This window comes from Rhizobium sp. Root491, from assembly GCF_001427205.1.
Taxonomy (GTDB): domain Bacteria; phylum Pseudomonadota; class Alphaproteobacteria; order Rhizobiales; family Rhizobiaceae; genus Agrobacterium; species Agrobacterium tumefaciens.
The window spans coordinates 950,699-971,227 of the sequence record NZ_LMFF01000001.1; the positions used below are offsets into that span (position 1 = coordinate 950,699).

The 20,529-nt window shown below is 59.8% G+C and carries 20 protein-coding genes and 1 tRNA gene; 8 read left to right on the plus strand and 13 right to left on the minus strand.

Going from position 1 to position 20,529, the window contains the following annotated elements:
• Window positions 1-10: 10 nt before the first annotated feature.
• The 8 genes from cheD to ASD46_RS04765 are packed head-to-tail and all read right to left on the minus strand — an operon-like array spanning window position 11 to window position 7,456.
• Window positions 11-556, minus strand: coding sequence for a chemoreceptor glutamine deamidase CheD (gene cheD / locus ASD46_RS04730; RefSeq protein ID WP_003515010.1), 546 nt, complete (start codon window positions 554-556; stop codon window positions 11-13).
• A complete protein-coding gene (gene cheY2 / locus ASD46_RS04735; RefSeq protein ID WP_003515008.1) occupies window positions 553-942 on the minus strand; it encodes a chemotaxis response regulator CheY2 in 390 nt (129 codons plus the stop codon). Before cheY2 ends, cheD begins: the two co-directional genes overlap by 4 nt.
• A complete protein-coding gene (cheB, locus tag ASD46_RS04740) occupies window positions 942-1,997 on the minus strand; it encodes a protein-glutamate O-methylesterase CheB (RefSeq protein WP_013635453.1) in 1,056 nt (351 codons plus the stop codon). The genes cheY2 and cheB overlap by 1 nt, the downstream gene beginning before the upstream one ends.
• On the minus strand, window positions 1,994-2,902 hold the full coding sequence (gene cheR, locus ASD46_RS04745; protein WP_019564320.1) for a protein-glutamate O-methyltransferase CheR: 909 nt from the start codon (window positions 2,900-2,902) through the stop codon (window positions 1,994-1,996). Before cheR ends, cheB begins: the two co-directional genes overlap by 4 nt.
• A 13-nt stretch (window positions 2,903-2,915) precedes the next feature.
• A complete protein-coding gene (locus ASD46_RS04750; protein ID WP_025592437.1) occupies window positions 2,916-5,183 on the minus strand; it encodes a chemotaxis protein CheA in 2,268 nt (755 codons plus the stop codon).
• A gap of 16 nt (window positions 5,184-5,199) precedes the next feature.
• A complete protein-coding gene (gene cheY1, locus ASD46_RS04755) occupies window positions 5,200-5,565 on the minus strand; it encodes a chemotaxis response regulator CheY1 (protein WP_003493773.1) in 366 nt (121 codons plus the stop codon).
• A complete protein-coding gene (locus ASD46_RS04760) occupies window positions 5,562-5,861 on the minus strand; it encodes an STAS domain-containing protein (RefSeq protein ID WP_013635450.1) in 300 nt (99 codons plus the stop codon). The genes cheY1 and ASD46_RS04760 overlap by 4 nt, the downstream gene beginning before the upstream one ends.
• On the minus strand, window positions 5,861-7,456 hold the full coding sequence (locus tag ASD46_RS04765; protein WP_236742462.1) for a globin-coupled sensor protein: 1,596 nt from the start codon (window positions 7,454-7,456) through the stop codon (window positions 5,861-5,863). The genes ASD46_RS04760 and ASD46_RS04765 overlap by 1 nt, the downstream gene beginning before the upstream one ends.
• 516 nt (window positions 7,457-7,972) lie before the next feature.
• Here ASD46_RS04765 and ASD46_RS04770 point away from each other — a divergent pair.
• The 8 genes from ASD46_RS04770 (at window position 7,973) to ASD46_RS04805 (ending at window position 15,725) form a co-directional block, all read left to right on the plus strand.
• Window positions 7,973-8,350 (plus strand): hypothetical protein, encoded by a 378-nt coding sequence (locus ASD46_RS04770; RefSeq protein WP_003514995.1) that lies wholly within the window; start codon window positions 7,973-7,975, stop codon window positions 8,348-8,350.
• A 106-nt stretch (window positions 8,351-8,456) separates the two neighbouring features.
• Window positions 8,457-11,375 (plus strand): monovalent cation/H+ antiporter subunit A, encoded by a 2,919-nt coding sequence (locus tag ASD46_RS04775; protein WP_025592430.1) that lies wholly within the window; start codon window positions 8,457-8,459, stop codon window positions 11,373-11,375.
• A complete protein-coding gene (locus ASD46_RS04780; protein ID WP_003514993.1) occupies window positions 11,375-11,710 on the plus strand; it encodes a Na+/H+ antiporter subunit C in 336 nt (111 codons plus the stop codon). Before ASD46_RS04775 ends, ASD46_RS04780 begins: the two co-directional genes overlap by 1 nt.
• Window positions 11,707-13,353, plus strand: a complete 1,647-nt coding sequence (locus ASD46_RS04785) for a monovalent cation/H+ antiporter subunit D (RefSeq protein WP_003514992.1) — start codon at window positions 11,707-11,709, stop codon at window positions 13,351-13,353. The genes ASD46_RS04780 and ASD46_RS04785 overlap by 4 nt, the downstream gene beginning before the upstream one ends.
• Window positions 13,350-13,838, plus strand: a complete 489-nt coding sequence (locus ASD46_RS04790) for a Na+/H+ antiporter subunit E (RefSeq protein ID WP_003514990.1) — start codon at window positions 13,350-13,352, stop codon at window positions 13,836-13,838. The genes ASD46_RS04785 and ASD46_RS04790 overlap by 4 nt, the downstream gene beginning before the upstream one ends.
• Window positions 13,835-14,116: a K+/H+ antiporter subunit F gene (locus tag ASD46_RS04795; protein WP_003514989.1), complete on the plus strand. Its 282-nt coding sequence runs from the start codon at window positions 13,835-13,837 to the stop codon at window positions 14,114-14,116. The genes ASD46_RS04790 and ASD46_RS04795 overlap by 4 nt, the downstream gene beginning before the upstream one ends.
• The gene (gene mnhG, locus ASD46_RS04800) at window positions 14,113-14,457 is read left to right on the plus strand and encodes a monovalent cation/H(+) antiporter subunit G (protein ID WP_025592428.1); all 345 of its coding nucleotides are present in this window, start codon (window positions 14,113-14,115) and stop codon (window positions 14,455-14,457) included. The genes ASD46_RS04795 and mnhG overlap by 4 nt, the downstream gene beginning before the upstream one ends.
• A 23-nt stretch (window positions 14,458-14,480) precedes the next feature.
• Window positions 14,481-15,725 (plus strand): hypothetical protein, encoded by a 1,245-nt coding sequence (locus tag ASD46_RS04805; RefSeq protein ID WP_025592427.1) that lies wholly within the window; start codon window positions 14,481-14,483, stop codon window positions 15,723-15,725.
• A 147-nt stretch (window positions 15,726-15,872) separates the two neighbouring features.
• On the opposite strand, the gene ASD46_RS04810 is transcribed toward ASD46_RS04805, so the two are convergent.
• From ASD46_RS04810 to ASD46_RS04830, 5 genes are all read right to left on the minus strand, one after another.
• Window positions 15,873-15,948, minus strand: a tRNA-Phe gene (locus tag ASD46_RS04810).
• 285 nt (window positions 15,949-16,233) lie between these two features.
• Window positions 16,234-16,656: a hypothetical protein gene (locus tag ASD46_RS04815; protein WP_025592425.1), complete on the minus strand. Its 423-nt coding sequence runs from the start codon at window positions 16,654-16,656 to the stop codon at window positions 16,234-16,236.
• 169 nt (window positions 16,657-16,825) lie between these two features.
• A complete protein-coding gene (locus ASD46_RS04820; RefSeq protein ID WP_035197760.1) occupies window positions 16,826-19,042 on the minus strand; it encodes a 3-hydroxyacyl-CoA dehydrogenase NAD-binding domain-containing protein in 2,217 nt (738 codons plus the stop codon).
• A 33-nt stretch (window positions 19,043-19,075) separates the two neighbouring features.
• On the minus strand, window positions 19,076-19,288 hold the full coding sequence (locus ASD46_RS04825; protein ID WP_003514982.1) for a hypothetical protein: 213 nt from the start codon (window positions 19,286-19,288) through the stop codon (window positions 19,076-19,078).
• Window positions 19,289-19,298: 10 nt separating this feature from the next.
• The gene (locus ASD46_RS04830; protein WP_025592421.1) at window positions 19,299-20,507 is read right to left on the minus strand and encodes an acetyl-CoA C-acetyltransferase; all 1,209 of its coding nucleotides are present in this window, start codon (window positions 20,505-20,507) and stop codon (window positions 19,299-19,301) included.
• Between the last annotated feature and the right edge of the window lie 22 nt (window positions 20,508-20,529).

Sequence of the window (20,529 nt, forward strand, 5' to 3'; positions counted from 1 at the left end):
AACTCCGTGACTAGAAAAATTCGATGTCGTTGGCGACGGGCTTGGGGGCCGGCACCGGACGCGTTTCCATGGCGACCGTCTTCTGGGTTTCCGCGCCGCTCAGCGGATGCTGTCGTGCACGGCCCGAAACCGGCCAGAACTCGATCTTGCGGCCATGATCCCCGCCCGTGGAGGAGCTGATGACCGGTATGCCTTCATCCTTCAGAAACTGCATGGCAAAGATGGCGTTCTGCTCACCGACATTGGAGAAGCTGGCAATCGTTTTTGCGCCGCCGAAAACCTTCGCCTCCAGCCGGTCGCGGCGTGCGCCCTTCTTCAGAAGACCGTTGATCAGCAGTTCCATGAGATGCACGCCATAACGCGTCGCATCCCCACCGGTCACGTTGCCCGTTCCCGGCAGCAGGAAGTGGTTCATTCCTCCAATGCCGGCAACGGGGTCTCTCAGACAGGCGGCCACGCACGAACCGAGTATCGTCGTCATGACCACGTCGGGATCGCTGACAACCTTGTACTCGCCCTGAATGATATGTACGCGCTTGGCCGCAGCTTCAATCATTTCAGCGATCCGAAAACCGCTTCGATGGCTGCGCGCATCTTGTCGATGGTGAAGGGCTTGGCCAGCACGTTGTTTGCGCCGAGCTGCGCTGCCTTCTGCACCAGCGCACGGTCGCCCTGTGCGGTGAGGATGATGAAGGCCGCCTTTTTGAGGGTCGGGTTGGCCCGCACGGCGTGCAGGAAACCGAGACCGTCCATCTTGGGCATGTTGAAGTCGGAGATAACGAGATGATGGGGCTGCTGCTCCATGATCTTCAATCCCTGCTCGCCGTCGCCAGCGGCAGTGATCTGCTTGAAGCCGAGCTGTGTCAGCGCATCGCTGAGCAGCAGCCGGCTGGTCACCTGATCGTCGACGATCAGAACTTTGATCTTTTCTGCGAGAGACATTAGTCAGCACCTTCTTTGCGGGCAGTGGTTAGTTTCAGGATTTCTTCGCCGATTGAGGCCAGCGGCAATTGCAGTTCAACGGCGCCAAGTTCAAAGGCCACTCTGGGCATGCCGTAGACGACACATGTTTTTTCGTTCTGGCCGACGGTTCGCGCACCGGCATGCCGCATTTTCAGCAGCCCGGCCGCGCCATCGCGGCCCATGCCGGTGAGAATGACGCCGACGGCGTTGCGTCCGGCAAGCTCGGCGACCGAATCGAACAGCACATCGACCGAAGGGCGATGGCCGTTGACGGGATCGCGCTCGATAAGCCGGCAGCAGGGCGCGTTGCGATTGGAAATCTGCAAATGGCGTTCACCGCCCGGCGCAAGGTAGATCTTGCCGGTCTGCAGGCGCGCCCCATCCGTCGCCTCTTCCACGACGGGTGCGCAGATGCGGTTCAGCCGTTCCGCGAAACTCTTGGTGAAAGTCGGCGGCATGTGCTGGGTGATGACCGTCGGCGGACAATTGGCCGGAAACTTCTGGAGCACGGCAATCAGTGCCTCGACACCGCCGGTGGAGGAGCCGATGGCGACGACTTTGCGGCCGGCACGATAATCGCTGACCGGGGTCGGCTGGGCTGCGACAACGGGTTCCGGGCGCGCCGCGCGGTAAGCTGCGTGTTGCGACCGTGCGGCGGCCTTGACCTTGTCGGCCAAGTCGCCGAAGGGGCGCGCATCGCCTGGAGCCGGCTTGCCGACACAGTCGAAAGCACCGATTTCAAGCGCGGCGAGCGAGGCATCCGCGCCGCGGTGCGTCAGGGACGAGACCATGATGACCGGCATCGGCCGCAGTCGCATGATCTTTTCGAGAAACTCGAGGCCGTTCATTTCCGGCATCTCGATGTCGAGCGTCACGACATCGGGATTGAGCTGCTTGATGGCGGCGCGCGCTTCCATGGCATTGCCGGCCTGCCCAACCACCTCAACCTCCGGATCGGCCTTGAGGACGGCGGAAATCAGGCCACGCATGGTGGGGGAATCATCGACGACGAGGACCCGTGCGAGTGCGCTCATGCCTTCCTCCCGGACGTGTGACCAATGTAGCGGTAGGTGGTGATGCCGGTATTGTCGAACAGGTTCTTGGCGTCGCCGGACACTCTTTCGGAATGGCCGATGTAAAGATGACCGCCTTCCGGCAGCAGGCCTGCAAAACGCGTCCAGATACGCATCTGGGTCGGCTCGTCGAAATAGATGACGACGTTGCGGCAGAAGATGACGTCGAAATTGCCCTTGAAGGGCCATTGCGTCATCAGGTTCAGTTCATTGAACGTGATGAGGCGCTTGACCTTGTCATCGATGCGGAACTTGCGGCGACCGCCGGCATCAACTTCCGTGAACCATTGCTTGCGCATGGCGGGAGACACGGTTTCGAGAGCGTTGTCATCGTAAACGCCTGCACGGGCCTGCGCCAGGATCTTCGGATCGATGTCCGTCGCCAGGATCTTGAAATCGTAGTCCGCCGCATTGGGAAACATGGCGAGCACGGTGAGCGCAATCGAATAGGGCTCCTGCCCGTCGGAACAGGCGGCCGACCAGATGCGGACGCGTCCGCCGGTCTTTGCCCTTGCAATTAGGCCCGGCAGGACCTCGTCGCGCAGGTGTTCGAAATGGTGGTTCTCGCGGAAGAAGCGCGTGAAATTCGTCGTCAGGTGCGACAGCATTTCGCGGCGCGCAGCCGCTCCATCGGGCGATGACACCAGTGCGCAATATTCCCGAAACCCGGCCAGTCCGAGATTGCGGATATGCTTGGACAAGCGCGAATAGACCAGCGACGCCTTGGTGTCGTTGAGATAGATGCCCGCATCCGCGTAGATCATCGCAGCGATCTCCGACAAATCGCGTCTCGTCAGCGGATATTCGCCGCTGGCAAGAACGTCATCGGGAGACTGTCGCTGATCGCTGAGATTAAGTGCTGCCATTGGATATCCGCCTTCAACCCGTCGCCGCGAGTGACATTTCCTGTTTCAGTGGCTGCCCGCGCGAAGCGCTGACGATGGCGTCGACATCCAGAATGAGCGCAACGCGTCCGTCACCCAGAATGGTGGCGGCGGCAATGCCTGGAACATGGGTATAGTTGGCTTCCAAAGACTTGATGACGACCTGGCGCTGTCCCTGGATCGCATCGACCATCAGGGCGCGCTGGCCGCCGCCTTCCGATTCCACCAAAAGCGCCACACCTTCCACAGGATCGGCCTGGGTCGGACGGAAGTTCAGAACGCGTCCCACGTCGACCAGCGGGCAGAAAGAGTTGCGGATGGAAATCAGCCGCTGGTTGGCGCCGAAGGAGTGAATGTTCTTCGCTTCCGGCTGCAGGGTTTCCACGATTGCCGTCAACGGAACGACAAGCGTCTGGCCGGCCACGGTTACCACCATGCCGTCGAGAACGGCAAGCGTCAGCGGCAGGCTCATGGTGAAAGTCGAGCCAAGACCGGGGCGCGAGGAGATGTTGATGCGGCCGCCGAGCGCCTGAATGGAACGCTTGACCACATCCATGCCGACACCACGGCCGGAAATGTCTGAAATCTTGTCTGCGGTGGAGAAGCCCGGCGCGAAGATCAGATTGTCGATCTCCTCATCCGTGAGGTTCGCATCGGCGGCAATGAGATCGTTGTCGATCGCCTTCTGGCGAACGCGCTCGCGGTTGATGCCCGCGCCATCGTCCTGAAGCTCGATCAGGATGCGGCCCGACCGGTGCTTGGCCGAAAGCTTGATGGTGCCTTCCGGGTTCTTGCCAGCGGCTTCGCGTTTTTCCGGCGTTTCGATGCCGTGGTCCACCGCATTGCGGATCATGTGCGTCAGGGGTTCGGCCAGCTTGTCGATGACCGTCTTGTCGACTTCCGTGTTCTCGCCTTCGGTAACGAGGCGGATCTGCTTGCCGATCATGTCGGCAACTTCGCGAACGATACGCGACATGCGCTGGAAGACAGGCTTCACCGGCTGCGCACGGATCGCCATGACGCTGTCCTGGATTTCGCGCGTCAATTGCTGGAGTTCGTCGAGACCCATGTTGACGGCAGACGTGCCGCTCGCATCGTTTTCGATGACGCTCTGCGACAGCATCGCCTGATTGATGACAAGCTCGCCGACGAGGTTGATCAGGCGGTCAACACGGTCGAGATCGACACGGATGGTCTGGCCGGCGCTTGCATTGGCCGCGGCATTGGCATTCGCCTGCGCTGCGGCCGGCGCTGCCGCAGCCTCACGCTTTTCGATGGCGGCGTTGACGCTCTGGGCGATCTGCGTCGTTGCGACGGCAGCCTCGACGACTGCGGCAACGTAGGGCTCTTCCGCCCCGGCGGTCACAACGGCCGGTTCCCCTTCCGCATCACCGTCGAGAGCCGACAGGTCGAACGGAACCGGGATCATCGGCAGCTCTTCCGCATCCGCGGCAGTTTCCGAAAGAATCGGGGTGATTTCGAGATCGCAATCCCATTCGGCGAATTCGAAGACGCTGCGGATACCCTCTTCACCCTTGTCGGTCGAGATCGAAACCGTCCAGGAGAAATAGGACGCTTCTGGATCGAGCTTGTCGAGCGAGGGCAGTTCCGACAGGTCGCAATTGACGCTCATCTCACCGATGCGCGAGAGATCGCGCAGGAGAAGGGCTGCTTCATTGCCTTTCGAATAAAGCGATGCGTGCGGCTTGAAGGTTATCTGGAAAGACGGCGTCTCCATCAACGGCGTCGTTTCATCGGCAAAGTCCGAGAAGGAGAACGGGATCGGCTCGAAACCGCTATCGTCCGTCGGCTTGGGCGCGACGGGTTCCGGCATCTTTGCGACAACCGGCGCTGCCACCGGCGCGGATGCGTGGACGGTTTCGCCGTTGGCCAGGGCTTCCAGTTCCTTGACGAGGCCACGGGTGCGGCTTTCGTCGACGCTGCCGCCGTCTCTTGCCGCATTGGTCAGGTCCGCCAGCACGTCGGCGGAACGCAGCATGACTTTCAGGACGTCCTGTGTCGGTTCCAGCTTGTTGGAGCGAACGCAGTCGAGGGTCGTTTCAAAAACGTGGGCGAAGGCCACGAGATCATCCAGACCGAAGGCACCCGCCCCGCCCTTGATGGAATGAACGGCACGGAAAACGGCGTTGACGGTTTCCGGATCACGGTCACCGTCATTCAATTTAAGAAGCCCCGATTCCAGTTCCGCGAGTTGTTCCTCGCATTCCTGGAAAAAGATTTCCTTGATTTCGTTCATATCCATCGTGAAATGTCCCGTATCAGGCAGTTACGCGTTCAATGGCATCGATGAGCTTCGCAGGATCGAACGGCTTGACGATCCAGCCGGTCGCACCGGCCTGACGGGCGCGGTTCTTCTTCTCTGCGTCGCTTTCGGTCGTCAGAACGAGGATCGGTATGGCCCGGTACTTCTCGTTGCGACGCACACCCTCGATGAAGCCGAAACCGTCAAGACGGGGCATGTTGATATCGGTCACGATGACGTCGGGGTTGCTCTGCTCCAGCACTTCGAGACCCTCAATGCCGTCTTCGGCCTGAATTGTCTCGAAACCGGCATTGTTGAGCGTGACCAGGAGCATGTTCCTGATCGTTCTGGAATCATCCACGGTAAGAACTTTTTTCTTCACTTCTTGATCTCCTTCAGGAGCAAATGATCGATTTCGACGCCTATCAGTTTCATGGTCTTGTCGAATGCATCGGACACTCTGGCAAAACCGAACGGCTTGCCGTCCTCTTCCCAGGACTTCGCACCGGCCATCAGGACCTGGGCGCAAAGCGCACCGATACGTTCCACCTCGGACGCATCCACCGACAAAGGTGCTCCTCTCAGCGTCATCAGCTTGCCGTGCAGCGCCGATGCCTCGTTGAGATCCAGCACCGGTGACAGTTTCAGCGTCGCCTCAGCTGCTTTTCTGGCTGCCATTACATGACTCCTTGGCGTCTGAATTGTTGGTAATCCTGGCCGTAATCCGTGCGGTTATCCACACGGGCCACAAATGATGTGTCCTGCCGAGCCGTAGCGGCGACAGCTGCCGCCTGTCCCTGACGGGCAATGCGGAATTCGCGAATGGTGCGGCCGAGTTCCAGAATGACAGTGTGAAGCGTATCGGCCTCCGAGGAGCCATTGCCCATATCGGCAAGGTTCCGGTCAGCCTGTCTTTGCTGTTCACCGATGTCGGCAGCGACTGATTGCAATTCGCCGGCGTGCTCTGCCGCGTGCCGGGAGACCTCAGTGATCATGTCGTTGATGCCGGATACCTGCCGGACAACACCGCCGATTGCGTCCTGCGTGCGGTTGACCATGTGCACGCCGCCTTCGACCTGCTTTTTCGTGGAGCCAACGAGGCTTTTGATCTCTCTTGCAGCGTCTGCGGAACGCTGGGCCAATGCCCGGACCTCCTGCGCGACAACGGCAAAACCGCGTCCGCTGTCACCGGCGCGTGCTGCCTCGATGCCGGCGTTGAGGGCGAGAAGGTTCGTCTGGAAAGCGATCTCGTCAATCGTGCCGATGATCCGTCCGATCTGCTCGGCGGATTGCTCGATATCCGACATGGCGTTTATCGCCTCACCGATTGCCTTACCGCTTTCGACCGCCGCCTCACGGGCATGGGAAACCGCCGTCTCCGCCGCCGAAATGCGGGCGCCGTTTTCGGCCACATCCCCGATCATCGTCTGGATCGCACGGGAGGTCTCGGCAAGGGCTGCGGCCTGCTGGCGGGAGCGCTCCGCCATGGAACGGCCAATGTCGGCAAACCGCGCGCTCAGCGCCTCGGCTTCACCGATGCTGTTTTGCGCCGATGTCAGTGACGCGCCAATCGTCTCGAGTGCCGCATTGAAAGTGGCAGCAACGTCGCGGTAGGCGTCGGGCACGTCGCCGCCGATGCGGGCCTGCAAATCGCCTGCGGCAAATGCCGTCAACGCTTCGCCCAGCAACCTTGCGGCTTCGGAGCGGTCATTGTCGCGCTGTTCTGCCAGTTCCCGGCCATGGCGCAGGCGCAATTCATTGAAGCGCAACGATACGGCAATCTCGGTATCGACCATCACCAGACGGACGACGTTCTTGACGGCTTCCGCCAGTTCGCGGCTCTTTTTGCGGTTGCCGGGCAGGATGGAGCGCGGCGCGTGCTCAGTCACCAGACCGCCCAGCAGATGTTCCAGAACGACGGCATGGCTGGCGATCTGCCAGCGAGGATCGAGACCCATGCGCCCGGCATTGTCGGAAAGCACTTTCACCCGCTCGGCATAAAGCCCATCGAAACGCGCATCGGTCAGCACGCTCCAGTGCGAGGATTGCAAATCGTGCAGGCGGTCGAGCTGGTTTTCGCTTTCGAAAGACGGCGAACAGTCCGGCATGGACTGGAAACGGTTCATCACATCGCGCAGGCCGGCCTTAACGTAAGGCTCCAGCATGCTGCGATAATTGCGCAGGAAATCGGATTGCGTCTCGTCGAGGCCGGCAAAGCGCAACCGCCCCGCCAGGCTTGCGCCTGCCGATCTCCGCGCTTGTTCTGATGGCAAGTCCTGCCCCAACCGACGACCCCAATAATATGACGGCCGGTAAAACCCGGCCAAATGGCAAGGTTCAGAACGCCAGCACCCTTAAGGGGGATTTTTGAACGAACATACCCATCGCGGACGATGCGGCATCGACGCTTGCCTGACCTTCTTGAACCAAGAAACGAAATACCGGATCGGGCCCGGTACGGCAGTGCGGCGTCATGCCTGGAAGGGGAGATAACCCCATTCCGCCGTGGAAATACCATCAATCTTTATGGTTAATTCCTTGCTTGAAAGTTAAGAAACATCAGCACCGGCGTCAAACGGTAAAATTTGTAAAAGCTTTTAGCCGTTGTCGCCCCTACTTTGCCGCAAACGGGCAAAAACGAAAAGGAATCGGACGCGACGGGCGGTTTTTCCAGCCTGTGCGCTGGACAAGCGTGTCCGCCTTCCCCTAAAACAAATCAACGGGATATTCGCTCAGCGGTGATGCTTTAGAGAGACCTTTACGATCAAGGAGACGCCAACTTGTTACGGATGGAGAAATGCCGCTGTTCAAGGCGCCATCCGCAAGTGTTGATCGGTCTTGTGGTTGCGAGCCTGCTCGTCATCATCGGCTTTCAGGCGCCATCCGGCATCAAGGCAATCTCAAAGACCAGCCGTCTGGAACGATTGCAGACGGCTGACCTAAGCCACTCCCCCTCGCTTCGCGATAAGGACTGCACCACCGGCGACGATCACGGCTGCAAGGCTCACAACGGTGCTTCGGGGCTTCGCCCCGTCGGTTTTCCCTCGACCATCCTGCGGATCGTGGCTGACGCCAAACCGGCCGTCACGCCTGTTGCCATCGCGCCACAAACTTTCCGAGACTTTGCGAACGTGGTTCCAAGAGCACCGCCGCATATTATCTCTTAGTCGTTCCGGCGGTCCTCATCATTCGGTTCCTTGCGAACCTTGAGGGATCGGAGTCGTCGGAAACCCGCCGTAGGCTCCAATTCCAGAGAGAAAACCGCCGCCGCATATGACACTTGCAACCGTTCTACCATTTATTATCGCATTGCCGTTCGTCGGCGCTCTCATAACGGCCTTCATGCCGCGCGAAGGCGCGGCCGCAAGCGCGGCCTACGTAGCTAGCGCCGTAGCCCTCTTCGGCCTGGTCGGCAGCATCCTTCTTTATCCAAATGTCAGTGGCGGTGGCGTGCTGAAATACGATGTGGAATGGCTGCCGCAGCTGGGGCTTAATTTTACCCTGCGGCTGGATGGCTTCGCCTGGATTTTCGCGATCCTCATTACCGGCATCGGCCTGCTCGTGGTTCTCTACGCCCGATATTACATGTCGGCCCAGGACCCTATTCCACGGTTTTTCGCCTTTCTGCTCGCCTTCATGGGCTCGATGCTCGGCATAGTGCTGTCCGGCAACGTCATTTTGCTGTCGATCTTCTGGGAAATGACCAGCATCTTCTCGTTCCTGCTGATCGGCTACTGGCACCAGAACGCCGGCGCGCGCGATGGCGCCCGCATGGCGCTGACCGTGACCGGCATCGGCGGGTTCAGCCTACTCGCCGGGCTTCTGATCCTCGGCCACATGGCGGGAAGCTACGATCTGGACAAGATCATCGCGGCCGGTGCCGATATCCGCGCCCATTCCCTTTATCTGCCGGCACTTATTCTCATCCTTGGCGGCGCGCTGACGAAAAGCGCACAGTTTCCGTTTCATTTCTGGCTGCCCAATGCCATGGCGGCGCCCACACCCGTTTCCGCCTATCTGCACTCGGCCACCATGGTGAAAGCCGGGGTTTTCCTGCTGGCGCGGTTCTGGCCGGTGCTGGCAGGCACGCCGGAATGGTTCTGGCTGGTGGGTGCTGCAGGCGTCATCACCCTGCTGCTCGGCGCCTATTTCGCCATGTTCCAGCAGGACCTGAAAGGCTTGCTCGCCTATTCCACCATCAGCCATCTGGGGCTCATTACCACGCTTTTGAGCCTGGGCAGCCCGCTTGCGGCGGTTGCGGCGATCTTCCACATGGTCAACCACGCCACCTTCAAGGCATCGCTGTTCATGGCGGCCGGCATCATCGACCATGAAACCGGCACGCGCGACATGCGGCGGCTGAGCGGGCTTTACACCTATATGCCGGCAACAGCGACGCTCGCCATGGCGGCGAGCGCTGCAATGGCCGGCGTGCCCCTGTTCAACGGCTTCCTCTCCAAGGAAATGTTCTTTGCCGAGGCCGTCGAAACCCACGCGGACTCGCTGCTGGACCGGGCTTTGCCATACGTCGCGACGTTGTCAGGCGCCTTCGCCGTCGCCTACTCGCTACGCTTCATCCACACGGTCTTCTTCGGCCCCAAGCCGGTTGACCTGCCGAACCTCAATCCGCATGAGCCGCCGCGCTGGATGCGTTTCCCGATCGAGTTCCTCGTTTTCGCCTGCCTGATCGTCGGCATCGTTCCGAGCCTGTCGATCGGCCCGTTCCTGCATTCGGCTGTGCTTTCCGTTCTCGGTCCGCAAACGCCCGTCTACAGCCTGTCGATCTGGCACGGTTTCAACCTGCCGCTCATCATGAGTATTGCGGCACTTGGCGGCGGCGTTGCCATCTATGCCCTGCTCGGCGGCTATTTCTCCCGCTGCGACGACGGCCCGCCGATCTTCCGGCATCTCCGGGGACAGCGCATCTTCGAGCGCATTCTCGTCACCGTGTCCTGGAAGTGGGCGCGGTGGCTGGAAAGCACGCTCGGCACCCGGCGCCTGCAGCCGCAGCTGAGGCTTCTGATCCTCGTGGCGATTCTTGCCGGTTTCTCGCCGCTTTTCCTCTCGGAATTTTCATTGTCGCTGCCGCGCGTGACGTCCTTCGATCCGATCTTTGCCATTCTGTGGCTGATCGGCATGATCGCCGCGCTGGGTGCCGCCTGGCAGGCGAAATATCATCGTCTCGCCGCACTCATCATGCTCGGCGTTTCCGGCCTTGTCACCTGCCTGACATTCGTCTGGCTTTCTGCACCCGATCTCGCGATCACCCAGTTGCTGGTCGAAATCGTCACCACCGTTCTGATCCTGCTCGGTCTCAGATGGCTGCCGAAACGCTTCGAGAAGGTGGACAGCAGCGATGAATTGCCGGCGCAGCTTCGCCGCGCCCGTGACTTCCTGCTGGCCGCAGCAAGCGGCATTGGCATGTCCGTCATCGCCTATGCGGTCATGACCCTGCCCGTGCCGAACGCCATCGCGACCTATTTCCTCGAGCGCGCTTATTCGGAAGGCGGCGGCACCAATGTCGTCAACGTCATCCTCGTCGATTTCCGCGGCTTCGACACGTTCGGCGAAATCGCGGTGCTGGCGATCGTGGCGCTAACGGTCTTTGCGCTGCTTCGCCGTTTCCGCCCTGCGCATGAAAGCATCGGGGTGCCGGAACAGCAGCAGATGCAAAACGCCTTCGATGCGGAGCGGCCCGACCGCAGCAAGGGCGATACGGTGCGCGACTATCTCTATGTACCGTCCATCGTCATGCAATGGATGTTCCCGGTTATCGTCACCTTTTCGATCTTCCTGTTCATACGCGGCCACGATCTGCCCGGCGGCGGCTTTGCGGCCGGCATCACCATGGCAATCGCGTTCCTGCTGCAATATCTCGCCGGCGGCGCGCGCTGGGCGGAGGATCGCATCCGCATCCTGCCGCTGCGCTGGATGGGCTTCGGCCTTCTGATGGCGGCGGCAACCGGCATGGGGTCATGGTACTTCGGCTATCCGTTCCTGACCTCTTATTTCCAGTACACGGAGATACCCTATATCGGCAAAATGCCGACAGCATCCGCCTTGCTGTTCGACCTCGGCGTCTTCTCGCTGGTCGTCGGCTCCACCGTTCTTATTCTTATAGCACTGGCACACCAATCGTTGCGTAACTACCGCGTTCGCACGCCTGAAGCCGCAAAAGCGGAGGACGTGTAATGGAACTCATTCTTTCAATCGGCATCGGCATCATGACCGGCTCCGGCGTCTGGCTGATCCTGCGCCCACGCACTTATCAGGTCATCGTCGGGCTTTCGCTGCTGTCCTATGCCGTCAACCTGTTCATCTTCGGCGTCGGCGGCATCAAGACCAATGCGCCGCCGGTGCTGGTGAACGGCGTCGACAGTTCCACGCTTGCCGACCCCGTGCCGCAGGCGCTGGTGTTGACGGCAATCGTCATCGGCTTTGCGACGACTGCGCTGTTCCTCGTCGTGCTTTTGGCCGCCCGTGGGCTTACCGGCACCGACCATGTGGACGGGAGGGAATCGAAATGATGTCGTTCCCCTTCCACATCGTCATCGCGCCCATTCTGGTGCCGCTGATCACCGCAGCCCTCCTGTTGTTCTTCGACGAGCGCCAGCGCGTGGCGAAGGCCGCCATCAGCCTTGCCTCGACCGTGATATTGCTTGTTGTCGCCATCCTGCTGTTTCGCGAGGTGAACTCGACGGTCAATACCGAGATCGCGGCGGTGGTTTCGAGCGGGGTCTATCTGCTCGGCAACTGGCCGGCGCCCTTCGGCATCGTGCTCGTTGCCGATCGCCTCTCCGGGCTGATGGTGCTTTTGACGGCACTGCTTGCCATTCCCTCGCTGATCTATTCGCTGGCGAAATGGCATAAGGCAGGCGCGCATTTCCATTCGCTGTTCCAGATGATGCTGATGGGCGTCAACGGCGCTTTCCTGACCGGTGACCTCTTCAACCTCTTCGTTTTCTTCGAGGTTATGCTCGCGGCATCCTATGGTTTGCTGTTGCATGGCTCCGGTCAGCAGCGCGTCAAGGCGGGGCTGCATTACATCGCCATCAACCTCGTCGCCGCATTGTTCTTCCTGATTGGCGTCAGCCTCATTTATGGCGTCACCGGCACGCTGAACATGGGTGACCTTGCCCACCGCATCGACGGCCTCAACCCGGACCAGCGCATGCTGCTTGAAACCGGCGCTGCGGTTCTCGGCATCGCGTTCCTGGTCAAGGCTGGCATGTGGCCGCTGAATTTCTGGCTGCCTTCCGCCTATGGCTCGGCTTCAGCACCTGTCGGCGGGCTGTTTGCTATCATGAGCAAGGTCGGCATCTACGTCATTGCCCGCCTGTCCTTCCTGCTTTTCGGGCAGACGGCCGGGGAATCGGCCGGTTTTGGCCATGATGCCCTGCTTGTCGGCGGCATCGCCACCATCATCTTCGGCGCCATCGGCGTTCTTGCCTCGCAGGCGCTTGGGCGGCTGGCCGGGTTTTCGGTTCTGGTGTCCTCGGGAACACTTCTCGCGGCCATGGGCACCGGCAATCCCACGGTTGCAGCCGGCGCGCTCTATTATCTCGTCAGTTCCACACTCACCATCAGCGCTTTCTTCATGCTGATCGAACTGGTGGAACGCGGGCAGGATGCCGGCGCGAACGTTCTTGCCGTAACCATGGAAGCCTATGGCGAGGGCGAAGAGGAGGAAGAGGAAGAAGAAGTCGGCGTAACCATGCCCGGCACCATGGCGGTGCTCGGGGCGTGTTTTGCAGCCTGCGGCATTCTCCTCGCCGGTCTGCCGCCGCTCTCGGGCTTCATCGCCAAATTCTCCATGCTGACCGCCATTCTCAACCCTTCAGGGCTGGGTGCCAATGACAGCGTCTCCACCCTTTCCTGGTGGCTGGTCTTCCTGATTGTCTTTGCAGGTTTCGCCTCGCTGATCTCGATGACCCGCGCGGGCATCCGCACCTTCTGGGCCTCCCTCGAAGGCACAGTACCGCGTGTTCTCGTCATCGAAATAGCGCCCATCATGCTGCTGCTGGGACTGACACTCGCCATGACCGTGCAGGCGGGGCCGGTGATGCGCTACATGCAGGAGACGGCGCGTATTCTCGATCTGCCGGCCAGCTACATTCAGGGCGTCATTTCCGCCCCAAGAGCGGGAACCAATCCGGAGGCGCAGCCATGATAAGCCGTGTCCTGCCCTACCCGCTGCTGACGGTGTCGCTGATCATCTTCTGGATGACGATCAACAGCTTTTCAGCCGGACATCTGCTGCTAGGCACCGGTGTGGCCCTCATCGCCTCCTGGGCTATGGCGTCGCTCCGGCCGGCAAAACCGCGCATCCGCAACTGGCACAAGCTCGTCAAGCTGATCGCGATCGTGCTTTACGACATCGTCCTGTCCAATATTTCCGTCGTGAAGATCATTCTGTTCCAGCGCGAGAGAGATCGCAAATCCGGTTTCCTCGCGGTGCCGCTCGATATTCGCGATCCGATGGGATTGGCCGTTCTGGCGACAATCCTCACCTCGACACCGGGAAGCGCCTGGCTCGAATATAATTCCAGCCAAGGCACGCTTCTGCTTCATGTTCTCGACGATGAGGATGAGGCGGCCTGGATAAGCCTCATCAAGAACCGATATGAAAAACTTTTGATGGAGATATTCGAATGAGCTCGATTATCCTTTTCTGGTCCTTTTCGCTCGCGCAGCTGATGCTCGCCATTGCCATGACGATTTCCGTTTACCGCATCGCCATCGGCCCACGCGCCCAGGACCGGGTGCTCGGCGTCGACACGCTCTATGTCAACGCCATGCTGCTTCTCTTGACCTTCGGCCTGCGCACCGGCAACGACATCTATTTCGAGGCCTCGCTGCTCATCGCGATCCTCGGCTTCGTCTCCACCGTTGCCCTTTCCAAATTCATGATGCGTGGCGAGGTGATTGAATGAACAATGCCGCAGAATTTCCGCTCTGGGCCGCTATTCTGGTGGCGTTCTTCGTCCTTCTGGGCGCCTCGCTGACGCTGATCGGCACCATCGGCTTTGCCAAGCTCAACAGCTTCTACGAGCGCCTGCACGCACCGACGCTCGGCACCAGCTGGGGCACCGGCGGCATCGTCATGGCCTCGATCATCTATTTCTCCGTCTCCGGCGACCGCTTCGCCTTCCACGAGATCTTTATCGGCATCTTCGTGACGGTGACGACGCCAGTGTCGCTGATGCTGCTGGGGCGTGCCGCACTTTATCGGGACCGGGCGGAGCAGAATTCGGATAACCGGGAGCATTTGTAGGCTAAAGCTCCGGAGGAGAAGGTGTGGGACCGGCAACGCTATTCGATAAGTCATTCATAGAAATGCTCAGCGTCGATCAGGCGGCAATGTTCGACCTCATGTTCTCGACGGTGATCTCGCCAATATTCTACGTCGAAGTTCTCGCTGACTTGGAGAAAGACGACCCGAAAACTCGGACGCGCGAAAAGGTAGTCGCCGACGTCGCTAAGAAGACGCCTGTCATTCACTCTTATCCTAACGTCTCGCATCAAACGCTTTGTGTAAACGAGTTGCTGGGCTTTCCAGTGGAGATGCGCGGCTTTCCGACGATCCACGGCGGAAAGCCTGTTATGCACAAAGGTAAGCTTGCACTGGTGAAGGAGCAGTCCGATGAGTCGAAAGCTTTCGATCGGTGGCAGGAGGAGCGCTTCCATGACGTCGAGCGGGAGTTCGCAAAGGACTGGCGCGCTGCGCTAAAGGATTTCGATAACGGCGCGCTGGCGACGCTCACCAAAAAGTCTTTGCAGATCGAAGATTCACCGAAGAACCACGAGCACGCTTTGGAGATCGCGAGGGATGTCCTCACCCGCAACGGACAGCATTTTCTCAACCTCAAGCTTGGTTACCATTTTTTGGGTCTTGATCCTAGCCTATGGCGCGTCGTTGAAGCGAGATGGAAGGCCAAGGGGTATCAATCAATCCCGGACTACGCCCCATATTTTACACACTGCCTGACAGTGGACATCTTCTTCAATCTCCTCATGACAAAGAAGATCATCTCGCCCGACAGGCCAAGCAACCGCACGGATGTAGCATACCTCTACTATCTGCCGTTCTCGACGCTGTTCGTATCGGAGGACAGACTCCACCGCCGGATAGCGCCGCTCTTCATGCGGGGGGATCAGTTCATGGTTCAAGGCGCGGAACTAAAGGCGGACTTATTGAAGCTCGATGAGTACTTTTCTACTCTGCCCGAGGAAGAGCTAAAAAGGGGGCTGTTCAAGGTCGCGTCCACCCCGCCTGATGAAGACGCCTATCTAACTACGCGTCTATGGAGGCAGTGCGGTCTTTCGACGGCCCCGAAGCCCCCTGTAACCGAGCAAGCACATCATAAGGGGCTCATCAGCCAGATGAAGGAGGTTATCGCGCTGGCGAAGCACCCTCAACAACGCTCATTCAGCAGATCGGAACTCAAGAACGCTGACCAGCAAATGATTCGGCGTATGATCCCGAGAGAATGGGGAAAATGGACTATCATTCCGCCCGAGGTGAAAGGCTTCGACGAATAGGCTGCTGCCGGCTATTTCGCGACGCATTCTTTCGTGGGGAAAGTTGACCAACAACACAAAATAGATTTTTTAAGCGAACGTTAGATACTTCACGCACGCGATCCGGATAGCGCCAAAACTGAAGCAACTTATTTTCCTGAAGAAGAATGGTGCCCGGAGGCGGATTTGAACCACCGACACGCGGATTTTCAATCCGCTGCTCTACCAACTGAGCTATCCGGGCACTTCAGGTCCTTGAAGAACCTCCGCTTTTGGCGGGCGGGGCTGTTTGGTGCCCCGAAAGTGAGCGGGGTTATAACATCTTGTTCGGACATGGCAAGCGCCATAGCGAAGTTTTTTGACAGTTTTTTCACGGCGCCTGTGGATGGCTGGAATACGTGCGCTGTGAAGGCCTTATCGTGGCTGGAAACGCGCTATCGGCAAACCGCCAGACCTGATCAACATCAGTCAGGTGGCGGGTTCAGGTGCGGCTGATCCAGGCGAGCGGCGGTTGGGCGGCTTGGGGCAATTATGCCCCTTCCCTGCGCCGTGCGGCAAGTCCAAGCGCAAAAGGCACCACAGCCACCAGAGCCGCCATGACCGGTGAGGACGCGAAGATGCGGCTGGCAAGCGAGGTAACGGCGACGGAGCGCACAACCATCATCAGGCGCGAATTCTCGTGGTCTTTCTCGTGCCTGATATCTGTAGGTTTGTGGCGGGTTGGATGGGACGCCGATTCCAGCTTTTTCACATCGCGACGCAGCTTTTCCAACTGTTTGCGGAGTTCGTCCAGTTCCGCGCGTATCGACTGGTCCACCGTAGCGGAAGCACGCGCCTCTCGGACAGTGGGTTTTTCTGCCTCTTTCTCCGCAGCTTCTTCATCAAGTTCAGCCAAGTGGTCGTCAAGGTCCGATGGTTTGTCGAAACCATGGGATCGCAGCGATGTCTTCATTGCAGTCTCCTGAAGTGTCATGAATTGCGGCACCGGGCGTGCATCGCCCGTTCACGCCTTCTCAACGCCCCAGCCGGGCAAAGGATGCACATAAAGCGACGGTATCGGCACGATAGGCCGATAAAAAAACAGACCCCGAAGGGCCTGTTCATTTGTGTGTCTTGAAGGCTTATGCCGCTTTCGCGGTGCTGCCATAGGGATCGAAGCGACCGTAGAAGGTCTCGCCCTTGGCGGCCATGTCCTTCAAAAGCGGCGTCGGCTTGAAGCGTGGGCCATAGGTCTCGCTCAGCTTCTCGGCCAGCGCCACGAAGGTCTTCACGCTCATGCCGTCGATATAGGATAGGGCGCCGCCGGTGTAGGGCGCAAAGCCGAAACCGAGGATGGAGCCGACATCGGCCTCACGCGGGTCGGTGACGATGCCTTCTTCCACGGTGCGGGCGGCTTCCAGCGCCACGGTGACCAGAAAGCGCTGTTTCAGCACTTCCATATCCACATCCTCCGGCTTCTGCTGAGGATAGAGATCCTTCAGGCCGGGCCAGAGGGACTTCTTGGCAGGCTTTGGCGGGTAGTCGTAAAAGCCCTTGGAGTTCTTGCGGCCAAAACGGCCCTCGCCTTCCACCAGCTTCTTCACCAGTTCCATATGGCGCGGATCGACAGCCTTTTCACCGAGATCGGCGACGGTTGCTTTCAGGATCTTGTAGGAAAGATCGATTGCCACTTCGTCGTTCAGCGCCAGCGGGCCGACCGGCATGCCGGCGAATTTCGCGGCATTCTCGATCATGGCGGGCGGCACACCCTCGATCAGCATGTCGTAGCTTTCCGCCATGTAACGCAGCACGCAGCGATTGACGAAGAAGCCGCGCGTATCGTTGACGACAATCGGCGTCTTCCTGATCTTGGCCACATAATCCAGCGCGACGGCCAGCGCCTTATCGCCCGTTTCCTTGCCGAGGATGACTTCCGTCAGCATCATCTTCTCGACCGGCGAGAAGAAGTGGATGCCGATGAAATCCACCGGGCGCTTGGAGTTCTTCGCAAGCCCGGTGATCGGCAAGGTGGAGGTGTTGGAGGCGAAAATTGCGCCTTGCGGCAACACGGCTTCCACGGCCTCGATGACGGCCTTTTTCACGTCGCGGTCTTCGAAGACGGCCTCGATGACGAGATCGGCGTCGGAGAGCGCCGCGTAATCCGCTGTCGGGGTAACGAGGTCGAGCAAGGCCTTGCCTTCATCCTGCGTCAGCCTGCCCTTGCCGATGGCGGCCTTGACGCTTTCCTCGCAATGGCCCTTGCCCTTGTCGGCGGCTTCCTGATCGCGGTCCACCAGCGTGACGGGGATACCGGCTGCGGCAGTGACATAAGCAACGGCGGCGCCCATGAAGCCCGCGCCGACGACGCCGACCTTTCTGAACTCCGTCTTCGGCTGACCGGCCGGGCGGCGCGCGCCCTTGCCCAGTTCCTGCATGGAAACGAACAGCGAGCGGATCATGCCGAAGGCTTCCTTCGAACGAAGGATTTCGGTGAAATAACGCTGCTCCACCTTCAACGCCGTATCGAACGGCAATTGCAGACCCTCATAGACGCATTTCAGGATAGCAAGTGCTGCCGGATAGTTGCCGGCGCTTTCACGGCGCAGGATCGCCGGAGCGGCCGGCCAGAGCTGGGCAGCGGCCGGCGTCCAGATGCCGCCGCCGGGGGCCTTGAAGCCTTTTTCATCCCAGGGGGCAACCGGCTTCAGGCCGTCCTTGATCATTTGCTTGGCAGCGGAAATGAGTTGATCCGGCTCCACCACCTGATGAACCAGCCCCATGGCCTTGGCGCGCGCACCGGTCAGCGACTGACCGGTGGTCATCATCTGCAATGCAGATTGCGCATCGGTCAGGCGCGGCACGCGCTGGGTGCCGCCGGCACCAGGGAAAATGCCGACCTTGACTTCAGGAAGGGCTATCTTGAGGCTCTTGGCATTCGACGCGACGCGACCGTGGCAGGCAAGCGACAGCTCGAAAGCGCCGCCCATGCAGGTGCCGTTGATGGCTGAGACCCAGGGCTTGCCGTTGGTCTCCAGCTTGCGGAACAAGCCGGTCATGCGGCCGACCAGTTCGAACAGCTTGGCGGCTGCCTGATCCGGGTCCTTCGCCTTCTCGTCATTGTAGAAGGAGAACATCGACTTGATCATCGAAAGATCGGCACCGCCTGAAAACGTGCTCTTGCCGGAGGTGAAGACAACACCCTTGACGGCGCTATCGGCGACAGTCGCGTCAACGATGGCGTTCAGCTCATCCATCACTTCCGACGTGAAGACGTTCATGGACTTTTCCGGCATGTCCCAGGTGACAAGGGCAATGCCGTCTGCGTCCGTCTCGATGGTGAAATTGGTATAAGTGCTCATTTTGGGATTCCTCTTCCCTGAATTTCCCTGAGGTTATGACAGGCCGATGGCGAGGCCGAGAGAACCGACCACGAGAACGAGAAACACAATCAAACCCCAACGTTCGGCTCGGAGGCGGCGGACATGTGCAGAAGAAACGGGGCTGACGAACGCCCTATGATCCTGCGCCATGTCCTTTTCCAGATTGTGCCTAGCCAGTTGCTGTTCGATCTCGTTCTTGGGTCGCTCGTAAACCTCGCGCCTCATGACCAGCCTCTCAAACCCGCTCGATAACCGTCGCCGTGCCCATGCCCGCGCCGATGCAGAGCGTGACGAGCGCGGTGTTCAGATCGCGCCGCTCCAACTCGTCAAGCACCGTGCCGAGGATCATCGCTCCTGTCGCACCCAGCGGATGGCCCATGGCGATTGCGCCGCCATTGACGTTCATCCTGTCGTGGCTGATGTCGAAAGCCTGCATGTAACGCAGCACGACGGCGGCGAAGGCCTCGTTGAGTTCGAAAAGATCGATATCGGCAAGCGACATCCCGGTCTTTTTCAGAAGCTTCTCGGTCACATCCACCGGGCCGGTCAGCATCAGCGCCGGATCGGAACCTATATTGGCGAAAGCCCTGATGCGAGCACGCGGCTTCACGCCCATCGCCTCGCCGCCCGCCTTGGAACCAACCAGAACGGCGGCCGCGCCATCGACGATACCGGACGAATTGCCCGCATGGTGCACGTAGTTGATACGCTCCACTTCCGGGTGCGCCATGATGCCAACGGCTTCGAAGCCGCCCATTTCACCCGGCATCTGGAAAGAGGGGTTGAGGGAGGCAAGCGCCTGCATGTCCGTACCGGGGCGCATATGTTCGTCGCGGTCGAGGATCGTCAGGCCGTTGCGGTCCTTCACGGGGATAACGGACTTGTTGAAATAGCCCTTTTCCCAGGCATGCGCGGCGCGCTTCTGGCTTTCGACAGCATAGGCGTCGACATCGTCACGGGAAAAACCGTATTTGGTGGCGATGAGATCTGCCGACACGCCCTGCGGCATGAAGAAGGCGGGGAAGTTGACCGAAGGGTCCATGTACCAGGCGCCACCAGACATGCCCATGCCAACGCGCGACATGCTTTCCACGCCGCCGGCAATGACGATATCGTCGGAGCCTGCCTTGACCTTGCCGGCCGCGAAGTTGATGGCATCGAGACCTGAAGCGCAGAAGCGCGAGATCTGCATTCCCGGTGCCTTGTTGGAATAACCGGCCTCGAAGGCGGCGGCTTTCGGGATGACTGCACCGGCATCCATGACGGGATCGACACAGCCCATGATGATGTCGTCGACAGCAGACGTATCGAGCCCGTTGCGGTCGCGGATGGCTTCCAGCGTCTTGGCGGCAAGGCGAACGGAGGGCACCTCATGCAGGCTGCCATCCTTCTTGCCGCGTCCGCGCGGGGTGCGGACATGGTCATAAATGTAAACGTCGGTCATTAACTCTCTCCCTCGGCGCGTG

Bases quoted from the DNA above. Each gene is read 5' to 3' on its own strand.
- cheD (WP_003515010.1), bottom strand. From the start codon at position 556: ATGATTGAAGCTGCGGCCAAGCGCGTACATATCATTCAGGGCGAGTAC.
- cheY2 (WP_003515008.1), bottom strand. From the start codon at position 942: ATGTCTCTCGCAGAAAAGATCAAAGTTCTGATCGTCGACGATCAGGTG.
- cheB (WP_013635453.1), bottom strand. From the start codon at position 1,997: ATGAGCGCACTCGCACGGGTCCTCGTCGTCGATGATTCCCCCACCATG.
- cheR (WP_019564320.1), bottom strand. From the start codon at position 2,902: ATGGCAGCACTTAATCTCAGCGATCAGCGACAGTCTCCCGATGACGTT.
- ASD46_RS04750 (WP_025592437.1), bottom strand. From the start codon at position 5,183: ATGGATATGAACGAAATCAAGGAAATCTTTTTCCAGGAATGCGAGGAA.
- ASD46_RS04760 (WP_013635450.1), bottom strand. From the start codon at position 5,861: ATGGCAGCCAGAAAAGCAGCTGAGGCGACGCTGAAACTGTCACCGGTG.
- ASD46_RS04770 (WP_003514995.1), top strand. From the start codon at position 7,973: ATGGAGAAATGCCGCTGTTCAAGGCGCCATCCGCAAGTGTTGATCGGT.
- ASD46_RS04775 (WP_025592430.1), top strand. From the start codon at position 8,457: ATGACACTTGCAACCGTTCTACCATTTATTATCGCATTGCCGTTCGTC.
- ASD46_RS04780 (WP_003514993.1), top strand. From the start codon at position 11,375: ATGGAACTCATTCTTTCAATCGGCATCGGCATCATGACCGGCTCCGGC.
- ASD46_RS04785 (WP_003514992.1), top strand. From the start codon at position 11,707: ATGATGTCGTTCCCCTTCCACATCGTCATCGCGCCCATTCTGGTGCCG.
- ASD46_RS04790 (WP_003514990.1), top strand. From the start codon at position 13,350: ATGATAAGCCGTGTCCTGCCCTACCCGCTGCTGACGGTGTCGCTGATC.
- ASD46_RS04795 (WP_003514989.1), top strand. From the start codon at position 13,835: ATGAGCTCGATTATCCTTTTCTGGTCCTTTTCGCTCGCGCAGCTGATG.
- mnhG (WP_025592428.1), top strand. From the start codon at position 14,113: ATGAACAATGCCGCAGAATTTCCGCTCTGGGCCGCTATTCTGGTGGCG.
- ASD46_RS04815 (WP_025592425.1), bottom strand. From the start codon at position 16,656: ATGAAGACATCGCTGCGATCCCATGGTTTCGACAAACCATCGGACCTT.
- ASD46_RS04820 (WP_035197760.1), bottom strand. From the start codon at position 19,042: ATGAGCACTTATACCAATTTCACCATCGAGACGGACGCAGACGGCATT.
- ASD46_RS04825 (WP_003514982.1), bottom strand. From the start codon at position 19,288: ATGAGGCGCGAGGTTTACGAGCGACCCAAGAACGAGATCGAACAGCAA.
- ASD46_RS04830 (WP_025592421.1), bottom strand. From the start codon at position 20,507: ATGACCGACGTTTACATTTATGACCATGTCCGCACCCCGCGCGGACGC.